Consider the following 23,389-nt stretch of genomic DNA (forward strand, 5'->3'; position numbering starts at 1 on the left):
GTAAAAATATGAATTATGTGCTAATAGGTGCGGTTTTAATATTATTAGCTGTAGTATTTGTGCTGTTTTATAAAAATAAACAGTTAGAATCAGAGAGTCAGCAAGTAGAATTTGAAAAGAAACAAGCGATTGAAACGTATAAAAATGAAATTGCAGCTACGGTGATAGAGCATAAAGAACAACAAAATAATTTAAAAAATATGGAACAGAAAAAATACAATGATTTACAAGTAAGTGCAAATAGAGAAATTGAAAATATGCGTATGATGAAAAATCAATTAGCTGTGCAGCATAGTAAAGAACGTAGTGAAATGCAAAATAAACATAATAACGAAATACATATGTTTCAAAAATTAATTGCAAATTTACGAGAATATACTAAAAACGGTGCTGAAATGAATACGTACGAAACATTACATTATATGAAGCGAGGATTCATAGAGCAAGGCATCATATTAGATGCTGAATTTCAAGTCATGCCGAATGTTTTTATTAAAAATAATAGTGAAATAAACGATAATCGAATCCATCATCTTATCTTGTGCAAAACTGGTATTTATCTACTGGAGACGAAAGAATGGAACGAGAAATTAATTCATGGTTTAACGAAAGAAAATGCTGGTATATATTCATTTATGATTGATGAAATGGGTAAGTATCAACAAGAAGTTGATAAAGAAGAAACATTTGAATATATAGTAGGTAAAGATTCGTCAACTATACAAGTGAAAAATGAAGGGAATCCAGTATATAAGGCGAAGAAACTATCTCAAATTTTATACAATTGTTTGAATGAAATGCAGGCTAATAGTATAAAAGAAAAGGTAAAACCAGTTGTATATTTTTATAATAAAAATGGAAAAGCAATAGTAGACCTTTCTAGTGAGGAAACACCTAGATTAAAAGATCGGGAGCAAATTGTAATGTTCTTTAGAAATGAAATCTTAACAGGGAAAGTAGTATATACAGAGCAAGAATTAGAACAGATTCGAGAAATGATTAGCCTGATGAATTATATTGTGAGTTAAAAGGGGAGATCTTTCTGAACGCTATGCTACGTGGCATTTTATATGTCTATTTTTGTTTGTATATAGTAATGTACATTGTATTTATATTCGTCATTGATAGGGTCCATATACCCTTAAGTGTAAGGAGCATTTTTGTAGTATTCATACCATTTGTTTTATTAGTTATGATTCAAAGGGTTATTTTATATGTTTCTAAAAATCGTAATGAAGAAAAGAAGCAAATGTTGGGGGTTTTAATAGTAGCACTCATACCATTAATAGTGTGCACTGTACAACTAAGTGTAAATGAATATACATCAAAGTTTAATCAAAATAGATGGTTAAATCATGCAGATAAGCGGGTACATATGGTAGATGATCTATTACAAAAATATAAATTAATAGGGAAATCAAATGAAGAAATTACACAATTGTTAGGAGCCCCAACGGAAACGAGAAGTGGGGAAGAAGGAGTTATCACTTTGTATTATCTTGGGACTGAACGTGGCTTTATTCCAATAGATAGCGAACAGCTTATTTTACAATTTGATAGAGATGGTAAAGTCATGGAATATACGGTGCATAAAGATTAAAGAAACGTAGAGGGAAGCTATATGTTATAGCTTCTTTTTTATTTTTCAATATGTCACGGAAGGGGGAGAAGGTTTTTGAGTGGAATAAGGAATGAAAGCGGAGGTGATGCATATATATAGATGCATTGGGTGATTATTCGCCCGATTGGTGAGCGTTAATAATCAATAAGTACGGACAAAAACCCAATGATGAAAGTTTCACTTTATCATATTGTATAAATGAAAAGGAGGTAAGACGGTGAAAGCAATCCCGACTGATGGCCTGAGTAAAGAATTGATGGAAAGAGAAGGAGTTATATCTATTACAGTAAAGGAATTTGAAAAAATAGAAGTAGCTGGAGTAGTAGTAGCTGGTCCAGCGGTTATTTTGATTAATCAAGATTAAGTACATATTATTGAAATAAAAAGCATCCGTCTAGGATGCTTTTTATTTGTATGTAAGGATAAATATGATGGATAATTGTGTTACTGGAGGGAAAGTCTGTGGCAATTATTATAACAATGTTAGTAATGGGTATTTTATTAGGATTTGTTGGAGCTGGAGGAGCTGGGTTTATTATCGCGATACTCACTTTAGTATTTCATATTCCTATTCATGTTGCTCTTGCAACATCTTCAACTGCAATGGCATTTACGACATTATCAGGTGTTGTCAGTCATTACCGTGAAGGCAATGTTGCATTTATTATAGGCGGGATTGTTGGGGGATTTGGCGCAATTGGCTCTTATATTGGTTCTAAATTTGGTTCACTTATACCAGCACATCTTCTTCATTGGTTTACAGCTGGGATGTTATTTTTATCGGCAATTTTTATGTTTATTAAATTAATTATGTTCCAAAACAAAGAACAGTCATCTTTATATAAGCATAAAGAGTTTTCCATGAACTACTTGTTGAAATGTATATGCCTTGGATTAGTTACTGGAATGATGGCTGGTTCATTTGGGATTGGTTCTGCACCGTTTATTCAGCTTGGATTAATGGTTCTATTGGGACTAACGATTCAGCAATCTGTAGGGACAACAATGCTTGTTATATTACCGATTGCAATTGGAGGCGGGCTAGGATATAGTTCGGAAGGATATTTAGATTATATATTGTTATTGCAAGTATTAATTGGGACCATGTTAGGGGCATATATTGGCGCGAAGTTTACAAATTATGCACCGCGAATGCTTTTGAGGTTTTCGATGATTATGACACCGGTTTTAGCTGGATGTATGCTATTGATGGAATAAAGTGAAATTATAATAAGTAGGGGGTTACTGCTTACAAATAGCAGGATAAAATTAATATAGCAAACTATTAATATATTTTACGAATGAATTATGTAGGTAATTCATATTTCCCATATAAAAGGATTTGTTTTAATATTATGAGTGTAAAGTTCGAGTATTCGAAGTACTACTTGAATTATATCCCTATCCCTTTTCTAAAAATGCGAACAAGTTTTGCCCTATTCTATTCAATAGTTAATTGTATAGAAATATATTGTTCGATGACCATTATGGAACGTACATAATGGGAAAATCCCGATCCTTAAAGAGGATGCCCCTAATCTTCATGTGAAAATATGATCGGATATGAAAGCTGACCAATTTATGGTCAGCTTTCTTTTTGTTCGAAAATTATTTCTTCTTTAATTTCTGTTTGCAATAATACAGTTTTTCCGAAGCGACGTTTGCATTCCGCGCGCACTTTTTCAAGGGGAAAATAAAAAAGAGGGCGAATTTTAGTAGGGGAGGGATGTTTATGGAGAGATGGATAGGTAGTGCAGCGGTATGTGTAAATGAAAGAAAGGAAGTTTTAATGGTACTGCAGGGCAAAGAGGGAGAAGAAAAAAGGTGGTCTGTCCCAAGTGGAGGACTTGAAAAGGGAGAGACACTAGAAGAATGTTGTATCAGGGAAGTTTGGGAAGAAACAGGTTACAATGTGGAAGTTGTAAATAAAATATATGAAAAAGAGGGTATTACATACGGTGTTCCAGTGTATGTCCATTATTATTTTGTTAAACAAATAGGCGGTAATATGAAAATCCAAGATCCTGATGAGTTAATACATGAAATTGCTTGGAAAGGGATACATGAAGTTGAACAATTGTGTTTAGCTTTTCCAGAGGATTATGAATTGCTGTGCCGATATATAGATAAAGAAGCAAGTATGTAAATACTTGCTTCTTTAATGTATCCAAGACAAGAAAAGCGGAACGATAACTAAACTAGCGCCTGCTGTTAAAAGCATGGATAAACTTGCGATTGTTCCTTCCACAGGACCGATTTCGAATGCTTTTGATGTACCGGTTCCATTTGCGCTCGTTTCTAACATAATACCTTTTGCGATTGCTGTTTTAATACGGCAAATACGTATGAGAGAAGGACCGAGCAATGCTCCTGTTAAGGCAGTTAAAACGACAAATACAGCAGTTAATTGTGACATACCACCAATCATTTCTGAAATAGCCATTGCGATTGGTGTTGTTACGATATGTGGCGCTAAACTATGTTCTAGTGATGAATCAATTTGAAAATAATTTGCTAGTAGTGCTGAAGTAATGACTGATAAAAACGAACCGACAATGACATTAAGTAAGATAGCCATTCCATGTTTCTTTAATAAATCAAAGTATTTATAGATTGGCCATGCAAAAGCAACTGTTGCGGGTTTTAATAATTCAGTTAACCAATGACCACCAGATTCATATGTTTCATAAGGTGTATCTAATCCGAGCAATAAAGCAATTAAAATAATGGGACAGACGAGAAGAGGAGAAAGTAGACTCCAATTCCAGCGTTGATACATTTTTTTTGATAGCCAATATGTGAATAGTGTTAATAGTAAACAAAGAAATCCGATCATTGCGTTGATCCTTTCCGCTTTAGTAGCAATTCTGTTAAAAGTCCTGTAACTAAGGTAACGCAAAGAGTGCTAATCATAATAATTAAAATGAGATCGATTCCATATTGTGTTAGTGTATCTCTGTAACGTATGACAGCGACTGCAGAAGGGATGAAAAATAAAATAAGTTCTTTTAATAAAAAATCTGCTCCGTCCTGTATCCATTCTTTTTTAACTAGGTTAAATTTTAATGAAATTAATAATAAGAAAATACCGATTATACTTCCTGGAACTGGGAGGTGTGCCTGTTTTGCAATCCATTCACCTGTCCAAGCGAAACAAAATAGTAATAAAATTTGTCCGCTTAACTTCCACCATTTCATACAGTAACCACCTCTTTCTTTTGTTACATAAAAATTGTAAAAAAGAATTAACAATTTCTACTATACGTTCATTCAAAATATTTGTCTAATATATAAATTATATGTTATTAATATATAAGACATATTAATCGAAAGTGAAAAGGGTGTCCAAAAATGGAATTACGGCATTTGCAATATTTTGTTGTTGTGGCAGAAGAGTTACACTTTGGACGGGCGGCTGCTCGTTTACAAATGACACAACCACCACTTAGTCAACAAATACAGCAATTAGAAAAAGAAATGGGAGTTACATTATTTTCAAGAACGAAAAGAAAGGTTGAACTAACAGAAGCAGGAGAAATGTTTTTAAAAGAAGTAAAAAAGGCGTTTGAACAAATTGAAAAAGCAGTAGAAGTTGCACAAAGTGCGCAAAGGGGAGAAGTAGGATCACTTTCAATTGGTTTTGTAGGTGCGGCGATATATGATATTTTACCATCAATTGTTAGGGAATATAGAAAGAAATTTCCGAGAGTGTCTGTTGCATTACATGAATTGTCAACACCAGATCAAGTTCATGCACTTCATGATAACCGTATCGATATTGGCTTTTTACGTCCACCAATTCCAACGCAATTATTAGAATTAGAGCCAATTCAAAGGTTATCTTGCACCTTATGTTTACCAAAGGCACATCCACTTGCAGAGAAAGATGAAATACATATAGAAGATTTACGAGATGAGCCGTTTGTATTTATTACGAGACCTGTATGGCCAGCTTTGTATGATACAATTTTATCTCTTTGCAGAGAAGTTGGATTTAGTCCGCGTATTGTACAAGAAGCAACAGAGTATCAAACAGTTATGGGGCTTGTAGCAGCAGGGATTGGAATTACAGTAATACCCGTGTCGGCAAATAAGTTATATAAAACAGAAGTTGTATATAAAGAGTTATATGATTCTAATTTTGTTGCAGAAATGTCAGTGGCTTATAAAAAAATGAATAGTAATCCAGAGTTGCTAGAGTTTTTAAAAATTGCAAGAGAGAAGAAAAGAATAGAAGTAGAAGATGAATAATAGTAGTAGCAGAAAATGGATTTAATTCAAATCCATAAAAGTACACCTTATTAAACAATAAAGCGGAAATGCAACTTAAGTTGCATTTCCGCTTTATTGTTCTTTTTTTAGCTCGATACTAAATAGATAAACGTGTTCATTTTCTTTTAAGAGTAGATCAATACCTGTTTCTTCATCAATGGTAGGAACGCTTACAGTTTCTTTACTTGTTTGGATTACAGCAGCTAAAGTTGTTTTTTGATTGTATTTTAAATTTTTTATAGATGGGATTGTAGTAGTTGCGGAGCTATTTACGCTTGGTGGTGCTTCTTCATGAACAAGCGTTGAACCACCATCAATATTCATATACCACTGCCTTTTTTCTTGTATATCTTTATCGAATTGGAAATGTGGTGGTAAAAAAGAAAGCTTTACTTTCTTTTTTGAAAAATGTGATGTAGCTATATTAGCAATTTCTTTTGTTTTTTTACCATTGTTATAATAATCAATCGTAGCATTTATTTCATCTTTCTCATTTTTTAGCGTAACGTTATAAAATATGCTATTTCCTTCTTGAAAAGGAGTCATTTGTAAAATAGAAGCCTGCTCTTTTGTTAATTTGTATGGCTCAACAATGGCAACTTCATTGTTTTTTAGTTGGCTACAACTTGTGAATAATAATAAAGACAAGATTAATAGTAATTTTATACGCATGCAATCTCCTCCTTTTTACAATTATATTCTAAATGTGATTTTTATCATTTCGTTTTCTAGGACTAAAGACTTAGAAGAAATTCCGATTGTAGTGCGATGTTTAAAATGTCATATTTTTATACACTAGTAGTATAGAATGCGTATGTAATAAGGTAGGGGAAGAATTTTATGTCTTTATGTCGGTTAGCGAGAAAAAATATTAGAACATTTGCTACCAAAAGGATGAAGCAATTTATGTGGATTGCTATGAGTACTATGATTTTGTTTTTTATGATATCGTTACAATTTAATGAAGGAGCTATTTTGAAAGTAGGGGATGCATTTGTATTTCAAATGTATTTTTACACACTTTTTATTGTACTAATTTTCATATGTATTTTTACTACATATAAAATGATGTACTCCCTTTTGCATGTGAGGAGGGAGGAGTTTATATCTTATGTAGCAGAAAATATGAAAAGAAAAGAGGTACTATGTGTATTATGTCAGGAGCAATTATTCATTTATGGAGCAGCATTTGTTTTTGGATTAATTAATGGGATGCTATTTTTGAAATTATTCACGGTTATCTTTATGAAAGTCGCAGGGATACAAGGAATAAATAGTGCGCCAATTACAATATATGCAGTTGTAATTATTAGTATAATTATGATGACTGTCGTTTTAATATCGATGATGCAATGTTATCGATTTGTTCGAAGTTTAAAAGATGAAAATTCGTTGCGGTTTAGAGAAAGGGCATGAGAAATCATGCTTTTTTCTATTTTACACATAAAAATAATCATGTTACAGTGAAAAGACCTGACAAAGAATGGGAAGGAAAGGTTGTATAGAATGACAAATGAACAATCAATTGTAAAAGTCGATCGGTTAACGAAGCGAATCGGATCAAAGACACTTGTACAAAATATTAGTTTTGAAGTGAAAAAAGGCGAGGTTGTCGGTTTACTCGGACCAAACGGTGCTGGAAAAACGACTTTAATGAGAATGATGGTTGGTATGATCCGTATGACCGAAGGTGAAGTATGGATTGATGGTCAATCTGTGAAACAGCAATTCGAAAAAACCGCTGCGAAAATTGGAGCGGTAATTGAGACACCTGAATGTTATCCTTTTTTAAGCGGCTATGAAAATTTAACATATTTCGGACGAATGAATGGTAATGTGACCGAAGAACGTATCGATGAAGTAGTGAAATTGTTAGGGATGGGACAAGTAATTGATCGTAAAGTAAAAGCATATTCACTCGGCATGAGACAACGTTTAGGAATCGCTCAGGCGCTTATTCACGATCCAGATGTGCTGATACTAGATGAACCGACAAATGGATTAGACCCTAGTGGAATACATGAAATGAGAATGTACATAAAAAAATTGCACATGAACAAGGAAAAGCTGTACTTGTATCAAGTCACTTACTTTCAGAAGTTGAATTAATGTGTGACAGAGTTATCATTATTCAGCACGGGCAATATGTGGCTACGCAAAATATTCAGCATAGCCAAAGCGAAGAGATGGAGACGATCCGTATACGTGTAGATGATGCGAATAAAGCAGCAGAAATATTAGGGCATGATGTTTTAGTAAAAGATAATGAATTACTTATTAATGTAAAAGATGAAGAAATCCCAAATGTTATTCGTACATTGCTTGAGAAAAATATTCAAGTGTATCGTGTATATGAAGAAAGAAAAACGTTAGAAGAGCAATTTTTAGAATTAACAGGGGGAAAAGATATTGTTTAATTTAGTATATAACGAACTGTATAAAATATTTAAGCGGAAGCGAACGATTATTCCATTTGCAGTTATTGCAGTATTAATAATCGGATTAGGATGGGTTACGGTAAAGTATTTTGAACCGGAAACAAAAGGATGGAAAGTAGATTATACAGAACGAACTGTAGAAATTGAGAAAAAGCTTGGCATGAAAAAAGAAGCTATTTTAGCAGAAAAATCAGGGGATGAGCTTGTAAAAGAATACCAGCTTAAGATGAAGCATTTAGATACGGATACAGCACCGGCAAGCAGTTCTCCACTTTCTTTCATGAGAGATACAGGTTTTATCGTATTTCCAATTTTTCTCCCATTTATCCTCGTGTATGCAAGTACAATTTTTGCGAATGAATATAGCTGGGGAACATATAAATTTTTAACGATACGACCAGCGAGTCGCTTTAAAATTTTAACAGCAAAATTTTTAGCAATCGTTATATTTGCAGCTTTATTATTTATATTTAATATGATCTTCTCCGCTTTATGTGGACTTGTTATTTATAAATTCCAACAGCCTGCATGGAGTGAGTTTATTTTCCAAGATGGAAATATAATAAAACAAAACATTTTTGTAGAAGCAAGTAAATATTATGTTTTATCGTGGTTACCAACGGTTGTGTACGCATCGTTTGCATGTATGATTTCTGTGTTAACGAGATCTAGTGGAGGTGCAATTGGTATTTCACTATTCCTTGCTTTATCAGGCAATATTGCGCTATTAGCAGCCACTAGATATAACTGGGCGAAATATTTATTGCCAGCAAACACAGATTTATATAGTATTTCAAAGAATGGAAGTTTTATTGATGGAGTAACATTCCCGTTTGCATCATGTATGTTGTTACTTTATTTGTTCGTATTTTTATGTATTTCATATACTGTGTTTTTAAAACGTGATTTAACTTAATAAGAAAAGCCGTTCAAGGTGCTGAGATGCACTTTGAACGGCTTTTTTTATGAGAATTGTTTAAGTGCTCTTTCGGCTAGTAAAGCAAAGTATTCTACACTTATAGGCAGTGCCTCTTCATTAATTGTAAAAGCAGGATGATGCCATTCATGTGTACCACTCGTTCCCATAAAGACGAATGAACCTGGTATTTCCTGTTGGTAAAATGAGAAATCTTCTCCAGCCATTGACGGACTAGGCGAGATGATATTAAGATTCATCTTTGTGGCAACTTGAGTAGATAAGTCTGGAAGAGCTTTATCGTTGTGAACAGCAGGAGGACCTGAATAAAAACGGAATTTCGTTTTTACACCTAATGCATCAGATACACCTTTAATAATACGCTCCATGAGTGCTGGAATCTTTTCACGTGTTTCAGCTTGGAATGTGCGAATCGTTCCTTCTAACGTAGCTTTTTCAGGAATCACGTTCCACGTATTTCCTGCATGAATATTTGTAACACTAACAACTACATTTTGAGATGAACTTATATTTCGGCTTACAATTGTTTGCAGTGCCATCACAATTTGAGAGGATGCGACAATAGGATCTACTCCAGCATCTGGTACAGCCGCGTGTGTACCAACTCCGTGAATTTCAATTTCAAATCGATCAACTCCGGCCATCAGTGGACCATCTTTAATGCCAATTGTACCTACTGGTAAATCAGGTTTATTATGCATGCCGAAAATCGCTTGCACATTACGTAAATGTCCAGCATCAATAACTTTGCAAGCGCCATTACTACTTTCTTCAGCTGGTTGGAATATGAAGCGAACCGTTCCATTTAGGGAAGATTCTCTTTCTTTTAATAAGAAAGCAGTACCTAAAATAGCAGCTGTATGAAAATCGTGTCCACAAGCATGCATTTTCCCTCGTACTTTAGATGCATAGGACAAATGTGTTTCTTCTTGAATAGGAAGGGCATCAATATCAGCACGAACTGCTACAATTGGTCCGTTTTTATTACCAGACACTTCAGCGATAATTCCTGTTTCTAAATTGGAATCAATGATAGTAATGTTTTTTTCTTCTAACCAATTTTTTATTGCTTTTGTTGTTTCGAACTCTTCATATGATAGTTCTGGATACTCATGTAAATGTCGACGGATGGAAATAAGTTTTTCTTTTAGTTGATTTGAAATAGATACCATGTAGTATGCCTTCTTTCTTCAGCAAAATATTTATCATAAGTATACAACAATAAAAGAGAGGATTCTCAAATGAAAATCCTCTCTCGTTTATCCTGTATTAATGGGCAGTCCGATTGGTTCAACTAATTAAAGTTTCACTTTATGCTGCGACTTTTTTATGCGTATGATGTTTACGATAACGTCCACGCATTGCGTATGCAATTTGCGGGATTGCAATCCCAATTAAAATAAGTGATACACCGAACCATTGTGAAGATAGTACAGCCTCTTTTAAAACGAATACTGACATAATTGTTGTAACTGGTAGTTCCGCTGCACCAAGAATAGTCGCTAAGCCAGAACCGATTTTTGGAATACCGATTGTAAAGGCAATAGATGGAATAACGATACTAAATGTTCCTAATCCTAAACCGTATTTCCAAAGACCTTGAGAAATGGCACCATTAAAAATAAATGTTGGTGGGAATACAATCATGACTAAAGTTAAAGCACCAGTCATTAAGAGAACACCGCGCGGTAATGAAGGTACTTCAACAGCAACTTTTCCGCTTACGAAAATGTATGTTGCGAATGTAACAGCAGATAATAAACCTAAAATGACCCCAGTCGTATCGAAAGCACCTACTGATTGTTCAAGTAAACCACTTGATAAAAATGTCCCTACAAGTAAGAAAATAACAGAAATAACTTTTTCTCTTGAAGGTAATGTTTTTGTTGCGACTGCTTCAATGATAATTCCGACCCAAACGAATTGGAATAAAAGAATAATTGCAATAGAAGCTGGTACAGTTTTTAATGAAGCATAATAAAAAATTCCGGTAAAACTTGCAGATGTTCCTGCAACGAATAAAAGTAATGCTTGCTTTAAAGGAACGCGATGTCTAGAAAATAGAAGTGTAATAGCAAGCAAAATAATCCAACCGAACAAATATTGGCTGCCAATTACCTCTCCAAGTGAAAATCCTTCTGCATATGCAAGCTTAACAAAAATAGCTAAAATTCCATAACTACACGCTCCTAATAAAACTAAAAGAGAATAACGAAGCATGAAAAATTCCTCCCATCTATATGAAGTTATTCCGTATCGAAAATATATAACTAGAGGGAAGTATACAAAATTAGAAATAAAGGGTCAAATGAAAGAAAAGTATGACATTTTATAGAATAATAATAAAAGTATGATATTTATGCATAATCTTGAAATTTTTAATAGTAGAAGTATTATAAAATAAACTTTGCATTGTATAGAGATAGCATTTGAAAAAAATATTTTTTAAACCAATATGTATATAGACGTACTAGTAACGTGCTAATTATTTGAGAAACTATGTTACCTTTGTTATGGTAATAACAATTAAAGGAGTTTTATAATCCATTTGGTTTTTTTCTATATAATAGAAGGAAATGAAAACGTTTTATTAGAAACTGTGAGGAAGTGCGTTTTTTTCTTATTGCCACGTTGTAAAAGTGATTTCACGAATTGTTCATAGTATTTTTATGTGTTTTTGTTACAATATTTAGGGAGAGGAGTGGAATGATGCAAGATATTAGTATTTTTTTAGCGTTTGGCGCCGGGTTCTTATCATTTATTTCCCCATGTTGCTTACCGCTTTACCCGGCATTTTTATCGTACATAACAGGTATGTCGGTTTCTGAATTGAAAGAAGAAAATGCAATGCTTCGCAAAAGAAGTATGATACATACAGCGTTTTTCTTACTTGGATTTTCAATTATATTTATTGCAATTGGATTTGGTACAAGTTTTATTGGAGGAATCTTTACTGACTATAAAGATTTAATCAGACAGTTAGGTGGTATATTTATCATCGTGTTCGGCTTAATTATTGTCGGGGTGTTTAAGCCGAAATTTTTAATGCAAGACCGTAAATTTACATTTAAAAATCGTCCAAGTGGCTATTTTGGATCAGTACTAATAGGATTAGCTTTTGCAGCAGGATGGACGCCATGTACCGGACCAATTCTAGTGTCTGTAATTGGATTAGCAGCAACAAATCCAGAATCAGCAATGATATATATGATTGCTTACATACTTGGATTTGCAATCCCGTTTTTCGTACTGTCATTCTTTATTACGAAAATGTCTTGGATTAAAAGAAATAGTATGGCCTTCATGAAAGTCGGAGGATATATTATGATTGTTATGGGTGTCTTCCTATACTTTAACTGGATGACGAAAATTATCGTATATTTCTCAAGTTTATTTGGTGGTTTTACTGGTTTTTAGTATTATTCTGCGAAAATGTTGGAAATACTAACGGAAAAGCATATAATGAAAGTATATTTTGCATATAGCCACAAAAAAGGATGAGAAAATATGAACATAGTTCTTTTATCAAGTATCGTTGCTGTTTGTATGGCTGTCGGTGCGATGTTTATTCGTTTAAAAGCAGCTAAGAAACCTGCAACATTGAAAAAAATTATACTTCCACCATTTTTTATGAGTACGGGTGCATTGATGTATGTTTTTCCTGAATTTCGATTAACTCCAGCAGAAATGTTAGAAGCAATTGGTGTCGGTTTGATTTTCTCTATTTTTCTTATTAAAACATCTAAATTTGAAATTAGAGGACAAGAGATTTATTTGAAGCGTTCAAAAGCCTTTGTTTTCATATTAATTGGATTACTTGTAGTGCGGATTGTATTTAAAACCTACTTAAGTCAATCTCTTGATTTAGGACAACTTAGTGGCATGTTCTTCTTACTTGCGTTTGCGATGATTGTGTCATGGAGAATTGCAATGTATCGTTCCTTTACGAAATTACAGAAGGAAATGGAAAAAGAAGATGGTTTTTATAATGAAAAAGATATGAAGCTAACTTAAAAACTGTATATGTACCAAATAAAAAGACAGCGTTTTTGACGCTGTCTTTTTATTTATAGTGCTAACACTCACTGTCCCAGCCTCGGCGTATAAACCGTGTGCCATCAAAAAAACAATTTAAATTTGGTGATACGAATGGACCGATAAACGTAATGATGTTTGGGTCTGAAGTTTCGTCAACGGAAATTGGTGGTTTAGTAGGGTCAGGTCGTAGTGTATAGCGAATGCGAGCGGTATTGCGAATGAGACCGTCTCGTGGCTCTGCTGTTACTTGAACGATAAACCGAACAACAACGGATTCCCCTGGATTAACAGTTCCAATAATAATACCGATAGTTGGGTTAGTTCCAGGACGTATTACTCCGTTTACTGTTACTGAATTCGGATAGAAAGTAACTTCGGGAGGCAGTGAATCAGTAATGAGTACATTATTTGCAGGAGTAGCGCCATTGTTAGTAAAGGTAAGTGTATATGTGATGAAGTCACCGAGTTCTACACGATTTACATTTGCGGTCTTAATAAATGTGTTTGGTTCATTAGGGTTTACTTCTATCGTAATTGGTGGTGTTGTTGTCGTTGTTGTGATAGGTGGTCTAGTAGGATCAGGTTGAGAAGTATACGTAATGGACGCGATATTTGTAATTATTCTATTAGCTGGAAGTGTAACAACCTGTGCTTGGAATGAAATAGTTACGGATTCTGTTGGATTAAGAGTTCCGACTAAAATGCCTGTGGATGGATTTGCGTTTGGAACGGGAATGTTATTAATTGTGACACTATTTGGAATGAATGATGTGCCGACAGGAAGTGAGTCTGTAACAGAAATGTCAGTGACAGGAATCGTACCTTCATTTTGGAATGTGATAGTAAATGTAATCGTATCACCTACTGAAACGATGGATTTATCAGCGGTTTTTATCGGATTGATAGTCCCAACGTTTACAGGGGTAATTGTAGTAGGAGTAGGTGTAGTAACGGATACAGGTGGCTTAGTAGGATCAGGTTGATACTGGAAGGAAACGTTACCTTGGTTTTGAATTTCTCCGCTTGGTGGAATTGAAGTAACTAGGACACGGAAAGAAATCGTTGCGGATTCAGAAGGAGCAAGTGTTGAAATAGGAATGCCTGTGGATGGATTTGCGGTTGGTTGCGGCACATTGTTAATAGTAACACTATCTTCAATGAACGAAGTACCGACAGGAATTGTATCAGTTACAACAATATTATTAGCAGGAATGGTACCTGTATTTTGGAGTGAAATCGTATACGTAATAATATCACCTAGTGTAACTGTTTCCGGCGTAGCTCTTTTTTGTGGATTTAATATAGCTGTATTTACATTCGTTGTGTTAATTGGAGTAGGGTCTGTAATGGTAATAGGAGGTTCACCAGGAACTGGTTCATATGTGAAAGTAACAGTTGCTTGATTTCGAATGATACCACCAGGTGGTACACTTGTTACTCTTGCTTGGAATTGAACCGTAATTGTATCGTTCGGATTGACTGTACCTACAGGTATACCCGCTACAGGATTTGCTCCAAGATCCAGAATACCATTTATTATAACGGTACCTGGAACAAATGTTAGCCCATTTACTAATGGATCGGTAATTATAACGGAAGTTGCAGGGACTGATCCACGATTTTGGAAGGTTACGGTATACGTTATGATTTCATTTATATCTACAATTTGTTTGTCTGCTAGTTTATTTGGGTTAGGTGTAGGTGTAATAACGGATACTTCAACAGTTGGAGTAGGATCTGTAATGGTAATAGGGGGTTCGCTAGGGTTTGGCTGGAATGTGTAAGTGACAGTTGCAGTGTTTTTAATAATACCGTCTGGCGGGAGTGTAGTTACAGTAACCTGATAAGTTAATGTAACAATTTGTCCTGGAGTTACAGTACCGATATTTACACCACTATTTGGATTTGCTCCAGGTGAAGAAATACCATTTATCGTAACGCTGTTGGGAATAAAAGTAGTACCACTTGGAGTAGGGTCTGTAATAATCACATCTGTCGCATTTATATTTCCGACATTTTGGAACGTAACTGTATAAGTGACAGTATCACCAAGATTAATAACTTGAGGGGATGCTTGTTTGTTAGGGTTAGTAGTCACTTCACTTACTTGGGTCTTTGTAGTAGGTGTAGGCGTAGTAATAGATATAGGTGGTCTAGTAGGATCTGGCTGGTATTGGAATGAAACTGTCCCTTGATTTTCAATAAAACCTGTCGGCGGTATCGATGTTATTTGTACTTGGAAAGTTACGACGGCCGAGGTGTTAGGTTCTAATGTACCGATAAGAATTCCAGAACTAGGGACGGTACCTGGTTGTGGCACGTCATTAATCATTACACTATTTGGAATGAAAGTAGTACCAGCTGGAATAGGATCGGTTACAAGTACATTCGTGGCAGGGACAGTTCCTGTATTTTGTAAGGAGATGGTATAAGTGATTGTGTCACCTAATAAAGCAAATACTTTATCAGCGGATTTTGTAGGATTCGTTGTTGCTGTGTTGACATTTGTAGTAGTAGGAGGCGTTGGAGTAGTTACTGTTACTGGTGGTTCTCCAGGATTAGGTTGGAATGTGTAGGTGATAGTAGCTTCATTTACAATAATTCCGTTAGGTGGTATGGAAACAACGCGAACTTGGAATGTTAAAACAACTGATTGACTAGGGTTTAATGTGCCCAGAGGGATGCCAAGAGCTGGGTCAAGATTACTAGTTGGTACACCATTAATTGTAACGCTATTTGGAATGAAAGTAGTTCCTGTTGGGATGGGGTCTGTAAAAACGATGTCTGTCAGTTGTACAGTTTGTAAGTTTTGGAAGGTAACGGTGTACGTAATAATATCACCTATATCAACGTTGTTTCGATCAGCTGTTTTCGATGGATTAATAATACTATTAATGATTTCAGTATTAACTGGTGGTGTTGTCTCTGTTTCTGTAATAGGAGGTTCATTTGGATTAGGCTGAGATGTAAAGTTGACTGAACCAACATTTGTAACAACCCCGTTAGGCGGTATATTTGTAATCGTTACTTGGAATGTGATGGTTACTATTTGATTCGGTTGTATTGTACCGATAGATATTCCAATACTTGGATCAATACCTGGTTGTGAAATACCATTTACTGTAACGGAATCCACAATAAATTGTGTACCTACTGGTGGTGGATCAATGACAGATACATTTGTCATAGGAATATTTCCGATGTTTTCAAGAGTGATTGTATACGTGAGTGCATCTCCAATGTTAGCAACTGATAAATCTACTGTTTTAGTTGACTCTAACTCTGCATTTTGTACAATTGTTTCTGCAATTGGAGTAGGTGTGGTTGTTGTAATAGGCGGAAGAGTAGGGTCTGGTTGAGATGTGTAAGTGACATTTGCTTCATTTGAGATAATACCATTTGGTGGTAGAGCAGTTACTTGTACTTCTAAAGTAACAGCTACTATTTGTCTAGGGTTTAGTGTGCCAACTGGAATTCCTGTTTCAGGGGTCAAGTCAGGTTGTGAAATACTGTTAATCGTAATGCTTCCAGGAATAAATGTAGTTCCAGTAGGGATAGAATCTGTAATAATGACATCAGTTGCAGGTATATTACCAGAATTTTGAAGGGTGATTGTATAAGTGAGTGTATCACCAATACTTGCAAACTCACGGTCTACTGTTTTTTGCGGATTCGGGTTAGCGGTATGAACCGGTAAAGTAACAGTAGGAGTTGTTTCCGTCGTTGTAATAGGTGGTTCACTAGGATTAGGTTGAGAAATATAGGTTACAACTGCCGTATTTTCTATTTTCCCGTTAGGTGGAATAGCATTTATTTGTACTTGGAACGTAACTGTGACGGTTTCCCCAGGGTTAACAGTACCGACAGAAATGCCTGTAAGGGGGCTTACACCAGGTTGAGGGATAGTATTTACTGTAACACTATCAGTAATAAAAGTTGTACCAGGTGGCAAAGAGTCTGTAACTGTTACACCTGTAGCAGGTATAGTTCCTTGGTTTGTAAAAGTGACAGTATAAGTTACGATATCACCAATTTCTGCAAACGTAAGATTTGCGGTTTTAGTAGGGCTTATGACTACAGTTTGAATAGGAGTCGTTGTTTCGGGAGTCGTTTCTGTTTTTGTGACTGGAGGTAAGTTTGGATCTGGTTGATAATTAAATGTTGCACTTCCTTGATTGCGTATTTCTCCACTAGCAGGGATGTTTACTACTCGTACTTGGAAAGTAATGGTCGCTCGTTCGGATGGTGCTAAAGTTCCAAGTGAAATTCCAGATGCTGGATTCGATCCTGGTTGAGGAATACCATTAATCGTAACACTGTCTGGAACTAATATAGTACCAGTAGGGATAGAATCCACTACTGTTATATTCGTAGCAGGGACAGTACCGGTGTTTTGAAATGAGAGCGTATAGGTAATGATATCATTTAATGCAACAAAGGAAAGATCTGCTGTTTTTTGTGGATTTAGTGTTGCAGTATTAACTGCCGTTTCTGTTTCAGAAGTTGTAATAGTTGTCGTAACAGGAGGTTCATTCGGATTTGGCTCATATGTGAATGTTATATTTGCTTGATTTCTAATGATTCCCCCGGGTGGGATGCTATTTACTACACCTTGGAACGTAATTGTAATACTTTGACCAGGATTTACAGTGCCAACTGGTATACCAATTTCGGAATTTTCTCCAAGTTCTGATGTTCCATTCACAACAACGCTACCTGGAACGAATGAAACACCAGATGGAAGTGTATCTTTTACGATAACGTTTGTAGCGGGTACAGTTCCTCTATTTTGGAATGTTACAGTAAAAGTAATCGTATCTCCTATATCGGCAATTTGTCGATTGGCAGATTTTGTAGTCGTCGGATTTGGATTGTTAATTGGGATGTTCACACTTGGAGTCGTAGTAGTTGTTGTTGTAACGGGAGGCTCACTCGGATTCGGTTGATATTGATAAGTGAAGGATGCTTGGTTTCTAATTATCCCGTCAGGTGGTAAATTTGTAACGACAACTTGGTAGGTGATTGTTTTTGTTTCCCCGACAGAAATAGTGCCAAGTTGTATTCCGAGTTCTGGATCGGAGCCAGGATTTGAAACGCCATCAATCGTAACGCTATTTGGAACGAAAATAGTCCCGTTAGGTGTAGGGTCTGTAACGACTACATTTGTAGCTGGAACTGTCCCATTATTTGTAAAAGTTACCGTATAGGTAATTGTATCTCCTATATCAGCAACTTGTTTGTCTGCAGATTTTGTAGGCGTAGTAACAACAGTGCCAACTTGAGTTTCTGTTTTAGGAGTTGGGGTCGTTTTTGTAACAGGAGGTTCATTTGGATTAACAATATGATTAAATGATACAATACCCTGATTTTCTATAAGGCCATTTGGTGGCACACTTGTAACTTGAACTTGGAATGTAATTGTTTTTGCCTGATTTGGAATTAAAGTGCCGATTGATATACCGTTTTCAGGATTACTGTTAGGTTGTGAGACACCATCAATCGTGACGCTATTTGGAATAAATGTTGTACCGTTTGGAATAGGATCGGTTAGTACAATATTCGTTGAGGAAACAGTGCCGTTATTTTGTAAACTAATTGTATACGTAATAATATCACCAATGTCAACAAAAGTACGATTAGCAGATTTTGTAGGATTAACCGTAGCGGTATTAACAGTGACTGTAGTAGGTGCTGTCGGTTCAGTTGTTGTAACAGGAGGCCTTGTTGGATCTGGCTGATACGTATATGTCGTTGAAGCTTCGTTTGTAATAACACCGCCAGCAGGTACTTGTGTAACAAGAACTTGGAACGAGAGTGTTTTCGTTTCACCAGGATTAATTGTTCCAACTGGAATTCCTAGTGCTGGATTTGAATTTGGAACGGGAGCATTATTTAAGACTACGCTATTTGGAATGAATGTTGTCCCAGCAGGAATTGTATCATTAAAAACTACATTCGTAGCAGGGATTGTACCATCATTAGTAAATGTAATCGTATACGTAATAATATCACCGATATCAACAGCAGTTTTATCCACCGTTTTAACAGGATTTGTAATAGCGGTATTAACAGGAGTAGTAGTAGGTGGTGTAGGGGTTGTTGTTGTAATAGGTGGTTTTGTTGGATCGGGTTGATACGTAAATGTTGTGGTTCCGATATTTCGGATTAAGCCATTCTCTGGGAGAGAGGTAACTTGAACTTGGAATGTAACTATAGCATTTGCACCAGCAGCGATTGTTCCGATTTGTATACCGCCAGCAGGATTTACACCTGGTTGTGAAGTGCCGTTAATTGTGACGCTATTCGGAATAAATGTAGTGCCATTTGGAATTGGATCAGTTACAATAACGTTCGTCGCAGCGATGTTTCCTGTATTCGGTACAGTAATTGTATACGTAATAATATCACCAATATCAGCAATTTGTGGACTAGCAGTTTTTGTTGGATTTACAATTGCAGTTTGTACAGAAGTAGTTGTTGGAGGTGGTGTTGTCGTAGTTGTCGTTGGGGGTTCAGACGGGTTTGGTTGCGATGTAAATGTTATATTTGCTTCGTTAGTAATCGTTCCGTTAGCCGGAAGAGAAGTGACTTGAACTTGAAATGTGACAGTTGTAGTTTGACCAGCAGGAATCGTACCTAGCGGAATATTTGTTGGTGTTACACCAGATTGTGTCGCTCCATTAACTGTAACACTGTTTGGAATAAAAGTGGTGCCAGTAGGGATAGGATCGGTGATAGAAACATTTGTTGCTGAAATATTACCGTTATTTGGGACAGTAATCGTATACGTAATGATGTCACCGATATTCACAATTTGTTGGTTTGCACTTTTAGCCGGATTAATGATAGGAGCATTAATTTGTGTTTCGACTATATTACTTGTAGAGTTTCTGTTAATTGGTGGTTGGTTTGGTGGATTATATTGAAAGCTTGAAGTTGCACTATTTGGAATAGGGTTTGGTGTAGGGAGAGTATTAACTCGAACTTGAAACGTAATTGTAGCATTCCCGTTTGCAGCAATCGTTCCTACATTTATTCCAGTAGCAGGATTATCCGTAGTAGGAGTACCATTCACTGTAACGCTACCCGGTACGAACGATGTGCCGGCAGGAGGTGTGTCTGTAATGATAACATTATTAGCGGCTAATGGAGCCTCATTTGTAGCAGTAATTGTATACGTAATCGTATCACCGATCGTAGCAATTGTTTTATCTACTGCTTTTGTTAATACGACATTAGCTGTGAAAATATCTGTATCAACTATATTGCTTGTTGTTGTACGTGTGATAGTGGGTGCGTTAGGTGCAGGTTGAAATTCGTATCCAAATGATGCTACGTTACTGGCGACAGGTGGGGTAGGAATACTTGTTACATCTACTTGAAAAGTAATTGTAACAGAACCACCAGCAGGAATATTATTAATAGGAATTCCAGTTGAAGGATCGCCGGCTGTTGGAGTACCATTAACAGTTACACTGTTTGGAACAAAAGTGGTGCCAGCAGGTATAGGGTCTGTAAATGTAACGTTTTGGGCAGGAAGTGTTCCGGTATTTTGGACAACGATTGTATAGGTTAAACGACTTCCTATTGTTGCTATTGCCATTCGATTCGTCCTTTCTGTATAAATTTCAATCCGGTCAAGGAATAGAATATTTACAAACAGTATTATTTTAATCATCCAGAAACAATACTATGTGAAAATATTAGTATAAAATAAATTCGTCATTGCATCCTATTCAAATTTATATGGATAGGAATAGGCAAAGGCTTTTTTTTGCCTAAATTATTCTTTGCGTTACGTATACAAATGTAACTTTTTTTCCTTGTTCGCATTAAATGAAATAGCGAATAAATATTTATTTTATATGGAAGGGAAGTGGAATTATTGGCTTTTGTACAAACATATACGAAAACGGACTCTTTATTTATGGCACACACAGGGAATACAGTTGGTATGCGTGGTATTACAACAGCGACGGCTTATCAGTACAATGCATTAATAACAAGAGATACAAGTTTAAGTTTTGCAGGAGTTCCTTCTTCGGCAGATCCATTAACTTTTGCAGGAACGACAAATGATTGGACATTAAATGGTTCTTGGGCAAGGCTTAATCCTTCATTAACAGATGTACCAGCAACAGCAACTGTAGACTTTGCAATGCTAGTATGGCAAGGAACATTGAGTGCAACTGTGACAGAGACAGTGGTAAATAATAATATGCCTACTCTTCAAACGCCAGATGGAGTTATCCATACAATTACGAGTGTTCCAACATGGGGAGAGACTAGATCGAGCGGCACATTTCAAGGTACCATTTATACACGTGCTGCAAATGTAACAAGTATTTTACAGGGACTTTCGAACCGAGCAACAGGAGATTATTTTGTAGAGAGAATACCAACGGCAAATCCACCAGCGCAAGGGACAGGGGTAGGATGGGCATTAGTTGTTGTGTATCGTGATAATTTATATCCTGTCAGGAATGTTAGTTTATATACTGGTTTACTTATTTCTACATTGGGTGAGACAGCGACGATTTCAAATTTCATCACTCCAGCTGTATCGCCGGTTACTGCTCGTGTATTTACAATGGCAATTAATGGTGATACAGATGCGACAGGTGATAGATTTAACTTAAATGGTACTGGACTTTCAGGACCTAATAATTTAATAAACAACTTTTTTGCTTCACAGGTAAATAATTATTTAGGAAATTTAGATACAGTTGGAAGTTTTGGGGATAGAAATATGCCAATTGGTACTTCTGCGACTAACCGTCGTGCGGAATTTGATGTGACAAATGTACCTGCAAATGGCGTATTAACAGCTGCATCCACTTCTACTACGGTTAATATCCCAAATACATTCGATTATATTTACGCTGGTGCTGTTGGTTTGCAAATAGATTTAGCAGAGGCACGTTTAACAGCTACAAAATCAGTAACTGTAAGTTGAAATAATAGGAAAAGTTAATAAAAATTTTTATCCTAATAGGAGTGAGTTCTATTGGCTTTTGTTCAAGCTTACGGTAAAAATGATAACTTATTTATGATGCACACAGGCAATACGATAGGAATGCGTGGTACTGCAAATACAAATTTTGCTTACAATGCACTTATTACATTAAATACTGACTTAACTTTTGGAGGAGTACCCTCATCAACTGATCCAAATACATTTGGAGGTACGACAAATGATTGGACATTAGATGGATCATGGGCTGAATTAAATCCGTCAACTACTATTGTTCCAGCTACGGCGGTTGTGGATTTTGCATTACTTGTTTGGTCAGGTGGATTGGATACGGCTGTTACAACTGCTGTTGTTGATGCGAATCCTCCAAATCTAGTTACGCCTGATGGAACGAGTACACAAGTGACAATTAATTCGGCATGGTCATCAGAAGGGACGAATTTACCTTTTATAGCCAATGTATATAACAGAGCGGCAGACGTTACATCTTTACTACAAGGGTTACCTAATCGAGCAGCAGGTAGATATAGCGTAACAAGATTACCTACGCGTCAGCCAGTTGGTTATGGTGCAGGATGGTCGTTGATTGTTGTATATCGTGATTCCTCATACCCGATGAGAAATGTGAGTTTATTCCCAGGTTTTTTATTATCAGGTATACCACAAATACTTTCTGGATTTTTCACACCGGCTACAGGGACGGTGACAGCAAGAGCTTTTGTAATGGCGGTGAATGGTGATCCAAATTTTACAGGTGATAACTTTCAATTGAACTCTGTGACATTAACGGGACCGAATAATCCATCGGGGAACTTTTTTAGAGGGCAAGTGAATGATATTAACGGGAATTTAAATACAATTGGTAGTTTTGCAGATCGGAATTTTTCGGGGACAACTACAAATGCAAATGCGAGAGCTGAATTTGATATTACAAATGTAAATGCAACAGGATCAATTGCACCAAATACGACATCTACACAAGTCAACATTACAGGTACAGGCGATACGATTTATACGAGTGCGGTCGGTTTGCAAATAGATTTAGCAGAAGCTAGATTAACAGCCGTAAAATCTGTAACTGTAAGTTAAAAAAGATTGCTATAAGTTAG

Annotated in this window: 18 protein-coding genes and 3 pseudogenes; 14 read left to right on the forward strand and 7 right to left on the reverse strand. The window is 35.9% G+C overall.

Annotation, left to right across the window (positions count from 1 at the left end):
• Positions 1-8: 8 nt before the first annotated feature.
• The 4 genes from MR169_RS19805 to MR169_RS19820 all read left to right on the forward strand — a co-directional run bounded on the left by MR169_RS19805 (position 9) and on the right by MR169_RS19820 (position 2,839).
• Entirely contained in the window at positions 9-1,028 is a 1,020-nt protein-coding gene (locus tag MR169_RS19805; protein WP_001110277.1) for an NERD domain-containing protein, read from the forward strand.
• Positions 1,029-1,051: 23 nt separating this feature from the next.
• Entirely contained in the window at positions 1,052-1,600 is a 549-nt protein-coding gene (locus MR169_RS19810) for a hypothetical protein (protein WP_000943758.1), read from the forward strand.
• A 238-nt stretch (positions 1,601-1,838) separates the two neighbouring features.
• The gene (locus MR169_RS19815) at positions 1,839-1,985 is read left to right on the forward strand and encodes a BC1881 family protein (protein ID WP_242319885.1); all 147 of its coding nucleotides are present in this window, start codon (positions 1,839-1,841) and stop codon (positions 1,983-1,985) included.
• 98 nt (positions 1,986-2,083) lie between these two features.
• A complete protein-coding gene (locus MR169_RS19820) occupies positions 2,084-2,839 on the forward strand; it encodes a sulfite exporter TauE/SafE family protein (protein ID WP_242319886.1) in 756 nt (251 codons plus the stop codon).
• Between the two features lie 367 nt (positions 2,840-3,206).
• On the opposite strand, the pseudogene MR169_RS19825 reads toward MR169_RS19820, so the two are convergent.
• Positions 3,207-3,308 (reverse strand): annotated as a pseudogene (locus MR169_RS19825) (DUF3903 domain-containing protein); the annotation flags it as partial.
• 45 nt (positions 3,309-3,353) lie between these two features.
• On the opposite strand from MR169_RS19825, the gene MR169_RS19830 reads away from it, so the two are divergent.
• A complete protein-coding gene (locus tag MR169_RS19830) occupies positions 3,354-3,767 on the forward strand; it encodes an NUDIX hydrolase (RefSeq protein ID WP_000442979.1) in 414 nt (137 codons plus the stop codon).
• A 12-nt stretch (positions 3,768-3,779) separates the two neighbouring features.
• Here MR169_RS19830 and MR169_RS19835 read toward each other — a convergent pair whose 3' ends face one another.
• Together MR169_RS19835 and MR169_RS19840 are read right to left on the reverse strand one after the other, a co-directional pair.
• Positions 3,780-4,457 carry an LrgB family protein gene (locus MR169_RS19835; RefSeq protein WP_242319887.1) on the reverse strand — a complete coding sequence of 226 codons (678 nt, stop codon included), beginning with the start codon at positions 4,455-4,457 and terminating at the stop codon, positions 3,780-3,782.
• Positions 4,454-4,819 (reverse strand): CidA/LrgA family holin-like protein, encoded by a 366-nt coding sequence (locus MR169_RS19840; RefSeq protein ID WP_000872365.1) that lies wholly within the window; start codon positions 4,817-4,819, stop codon positions 4,454-4,456. The genes MR169_RS19835 and MR169_RS19840 overlap by 4 nt, the downstream gene beginning before the upstream one ends.
• A gap of 153 nt (positions 4,820-4,972) precedes the next feature.
• Here MR169_RS19840 and alsR point away from each other — a divergent pair, with 153 nt between their 5' ends.
• The gene (gene alsR / locus MR169_RS19845; protein ID WP_000423234.1) at positions 4,973-5,872 is read left to right on the forward strand and encodes an acetoin biosynthesis transcriptional regulator AlsR; all 900 of its coding nucleotides are present in this window, start codon (positions 4,973-4,975) and stop codon (positions 5,870-5,872) included.
• Positions 5,873-5,965: 93 nt separating this feature from the next.
• Here the strand turns inward: alsR and MR169_RS19850 are convergent, their stop codons facing one another.
• Positions 5,966-6,565, reverse strand: a complete 600-nt coding sequence (locus MR169_RS19850; protein ID WP_240853422.1) for a histidine kinase — start codon at positions 6,563-6,565, stop codon at positions 5,966-5,968.
• Positions 6,566-6,733: 168 nt separating this feature from the next.
• Between MR169_RS19850 and MR169_RS19855 the strand changes: the two genes are divergently transcribed.
• From MR169_RS19855 to MR169_RS19865, 3 genes and pseudogenes are all read left to right on the forward strand, one after another.
• On the forward strand, positions 6,734-7,309 hold the full coding sequence (locus MR169_RS19855; RefSeq protein ID WP_033694193.1) for an FtsX-like permease family protein: 576 nt from the start codon (positions 6,734-6,736) through the stop codon (positions 7,307-7,309).
• 90 nt (positions 7,310-7,399) lie between these two features.
• Positions 7,400-8,310 (forward strand): annotated as a pseudogene (locus tag MR169_RS19860) (ABC transporter ATP-binding protein).
• Positions 8,303-9,247: an ABC transporter permease gene (locus MR169_RS19865; RefSeq protein ID WP_242319888.1), complete on the forward strand. Its 945-nt coding sequence runs from the start codon at positions 8,303-8,305 to the stop codon at positions 9,245-9,247. Before MR169_RS19860 ends, MR169_RS19865 begins: the two are co-directional and overlap by 8 nt.
• 47 nt (positions 9,248-9,294) lie before the next feature.
• On the opposite strand, the gene MR169_RS19870 is transcribed toward MR169_RS19865, so the two are convergent.
• On the reverse strand, positions 9,295-10,440 hold the full coding sequence (locus MR169_RS19870; protein WP_242319889.1) for a M20 peptidase aminoacylase family protein: 1,146 nt from the start codon (positions 10,438-10,440) through the stop codon (positions 9,295-9,297).
• Positions 10,441-10,579: 139 nt separating this feature from the next.
• Complete coding sequence (locus tag MR169_RS19875) at positions 10,580-11,488, reverse strand: EamA family transporter (protein ID WP_000947046.1); 909 nt, start codon at positions 11,486-11,488, stop codon at positions 10,580-10,582.
• A gap of 322 nt (positions 11,489-11,810) precedes the next feature.
• Here MR169_RS19875 and MR169_RS28370 point away from each other — a divergent pair.
• From MR169_RS28370 to MR169_RS19885, 3 genes and pseudogenes are all read left to right on the forward strand, one after another.
• Positions 11,811-11,961 (forward strand): annotated as a pseudogene (locus tag MR169_RS28370) (peptidase T).
• Between the two features lie 16 nt (positions 11,962-11,977).
• Complete coding sequence (gene ccdA / locus MR169_RS19880; protein ID WP_001152676.1) at positions 11,978-12,685, forward strand: cytochrome c-type biogenesis protein CcdA; 708 nt, start codon at positions 11,978-11,980, stop codon at positions 12,683-12,685.
• 90 nt (positions 12,686-12,775) lie between these two features.
• Complete coding sequence (locus tag MR169_RS19885) at positions 12,776-13,282, forward strand: CcdC family protein (protein ID WP_001028440.1); 507 nt, start codon at positions 12,776-12,778, stop codon at positions 13,280-13,282.
• A gap of 61 nt (positions 13,283-13,343) precedes the next feature.
• Here MR169_RS19885 and MR169_RS19890 read toward each other — a convergent pair whose 3' ends face one another.
• Positions 13,344-20,909 carry a DUF7619 domain-containing protein gene (locus tag MR169_RS19890; RefSeq protein ID WP_242319890.1) on the reverse strand — a complete coding sequence of 2,522 codons (7,566 nt, stop codon included), beginning with the start codon at positions 20,907-20,909 and terminating at the stop codon, positions 13,344-13,346.
• A gap of 282 nt (positions 20,910-21,191) precedes the next feature.
• On the opposite strand from MR169_RS19890, the gene MR169_RS19895 reads away from it, so the two are divergent.
• The gene (locus MR169_RS19895) at positions 21,192-22,262 is read left to right on the forward strand and encodes a hypothetical protein (RefSeq protein ID WP_000896239.1); all 1,071 of its coding nucleotides are present in this window, start codon (positions 21,192-21,194) and stop codon (positions 22,260-22,262) included.
• A 51-nt stretch (positions 22,263-22,313) separates the two neighbouring features.
• Positions 22,314-23,369, forward strand: a complete 1,056-nt coding sequence (locus MR169_RS19900; protein ID WP_242319891.1) for a hypothetical protein — start codon at positions 22,314-22,316, stop codon at positions 23,367-23,369.
• Positions 23,370-23,389 lie beyond the last annotated feature (20 nt).

Source organism: Bacillus cereus group sp. BfR-BA-01349 (assembly GCF_022663795.1).
Classification (GTDB): Bacteria; Bacillota; Bacilli; order Bacillales; family Bacillaceae_G; genus Bacillus_A; species Bacillus_A cereus.

Bases quoted from the DNA above. Each gene is read 5' to 3' on its own strand.
- MR169_RS19870 (WP_242319889.1), bottom strand. From the start codon at position 10,440: ATGGTATCTATTTCAAATCAACTAAAAGAAAAACTTATTTCCATCCGT.
- MR169_RS19850 (WP_240853422.1), bottom strand. From the start codon at position 6,565: ATGCGTATAAAATTACTATTAATCTTGTCTTTATTATTATTCACAAGT.
- MR169_RS19805 (WP_001110277.1), top strand. From the start codon at position 9: ATGAATTATGTGCTAATAGGTGCGGTTTTAATATTATTAGCTGTAGTA.
- ccdA (WP_001152676.1), top strand. From the start codon at position 11,978: ATGCAAGATATTAGTATTTTTTTAGCGTTTGGCGCCGGGTTCTTATCA.
- MR169_RS19830 (WP_000442979.1), top strand. From the start codon at position 3,354: ATGGAGAGATGGATAGGTAGTGCAGCGGTATGTGTAAATGAAAGAAAG.
- MR169_RS19810 (WP_000943758.1), top strand. From the start codon at position 1,052: ATGCTACGTGGCATTTTATATGTCTATTTTTGTTTGTATATAGTAATG.
- alsR (WP_000423234.1), top strand. From the start codon at position 4,973: ATGGAATTACGGCATTTGCAATATTTTGTTGTTGTGGCAGAAGAGTTA.
- MR169_RS19875 (WP_000947046.1), bottom strand. From the start codon at position 11,488: ATGCTTCGTTATTCTCTTTTAGTTTTATTAGGAGCGTGTAGTTATGGA.
- MR169_RS19855 (WP_033694193.1), top strand. From the start codon at position 6,734: ATGTCTTTATGTCGGTTAGCGAGAAAAAATATTAGAACATTTGCTACC.
- MR169_RS19890 (WP_242319890.1), bottom strand. From the start codon at position 20,909: ATGGCAATAGCAACAATAGGAAGTCGTTTAACCTATACAATCGTTGTC.
- MR169_RS19835 (WP_242319887.1), bottom strand. From the start codon at position 4,457: ATGATCGGATTTCTTTGTTTACTATTAACACTATTCACATATTGGCTA.
- MR169_RS19840 (WP_000872365.1), bottom strand. From the start codon at position 4,819: ATGAAATGGTGGAAGTTAAGCGGACAAATTTTATTACTATTTTGTTTC.
- MR169_RS19885 (WP_001028440.1), top strand. From the start codon at position 12,776: ATGAACATAGTTCTTTTATCAAGTATCGTTGCTGTTTGTATGGCTGTC.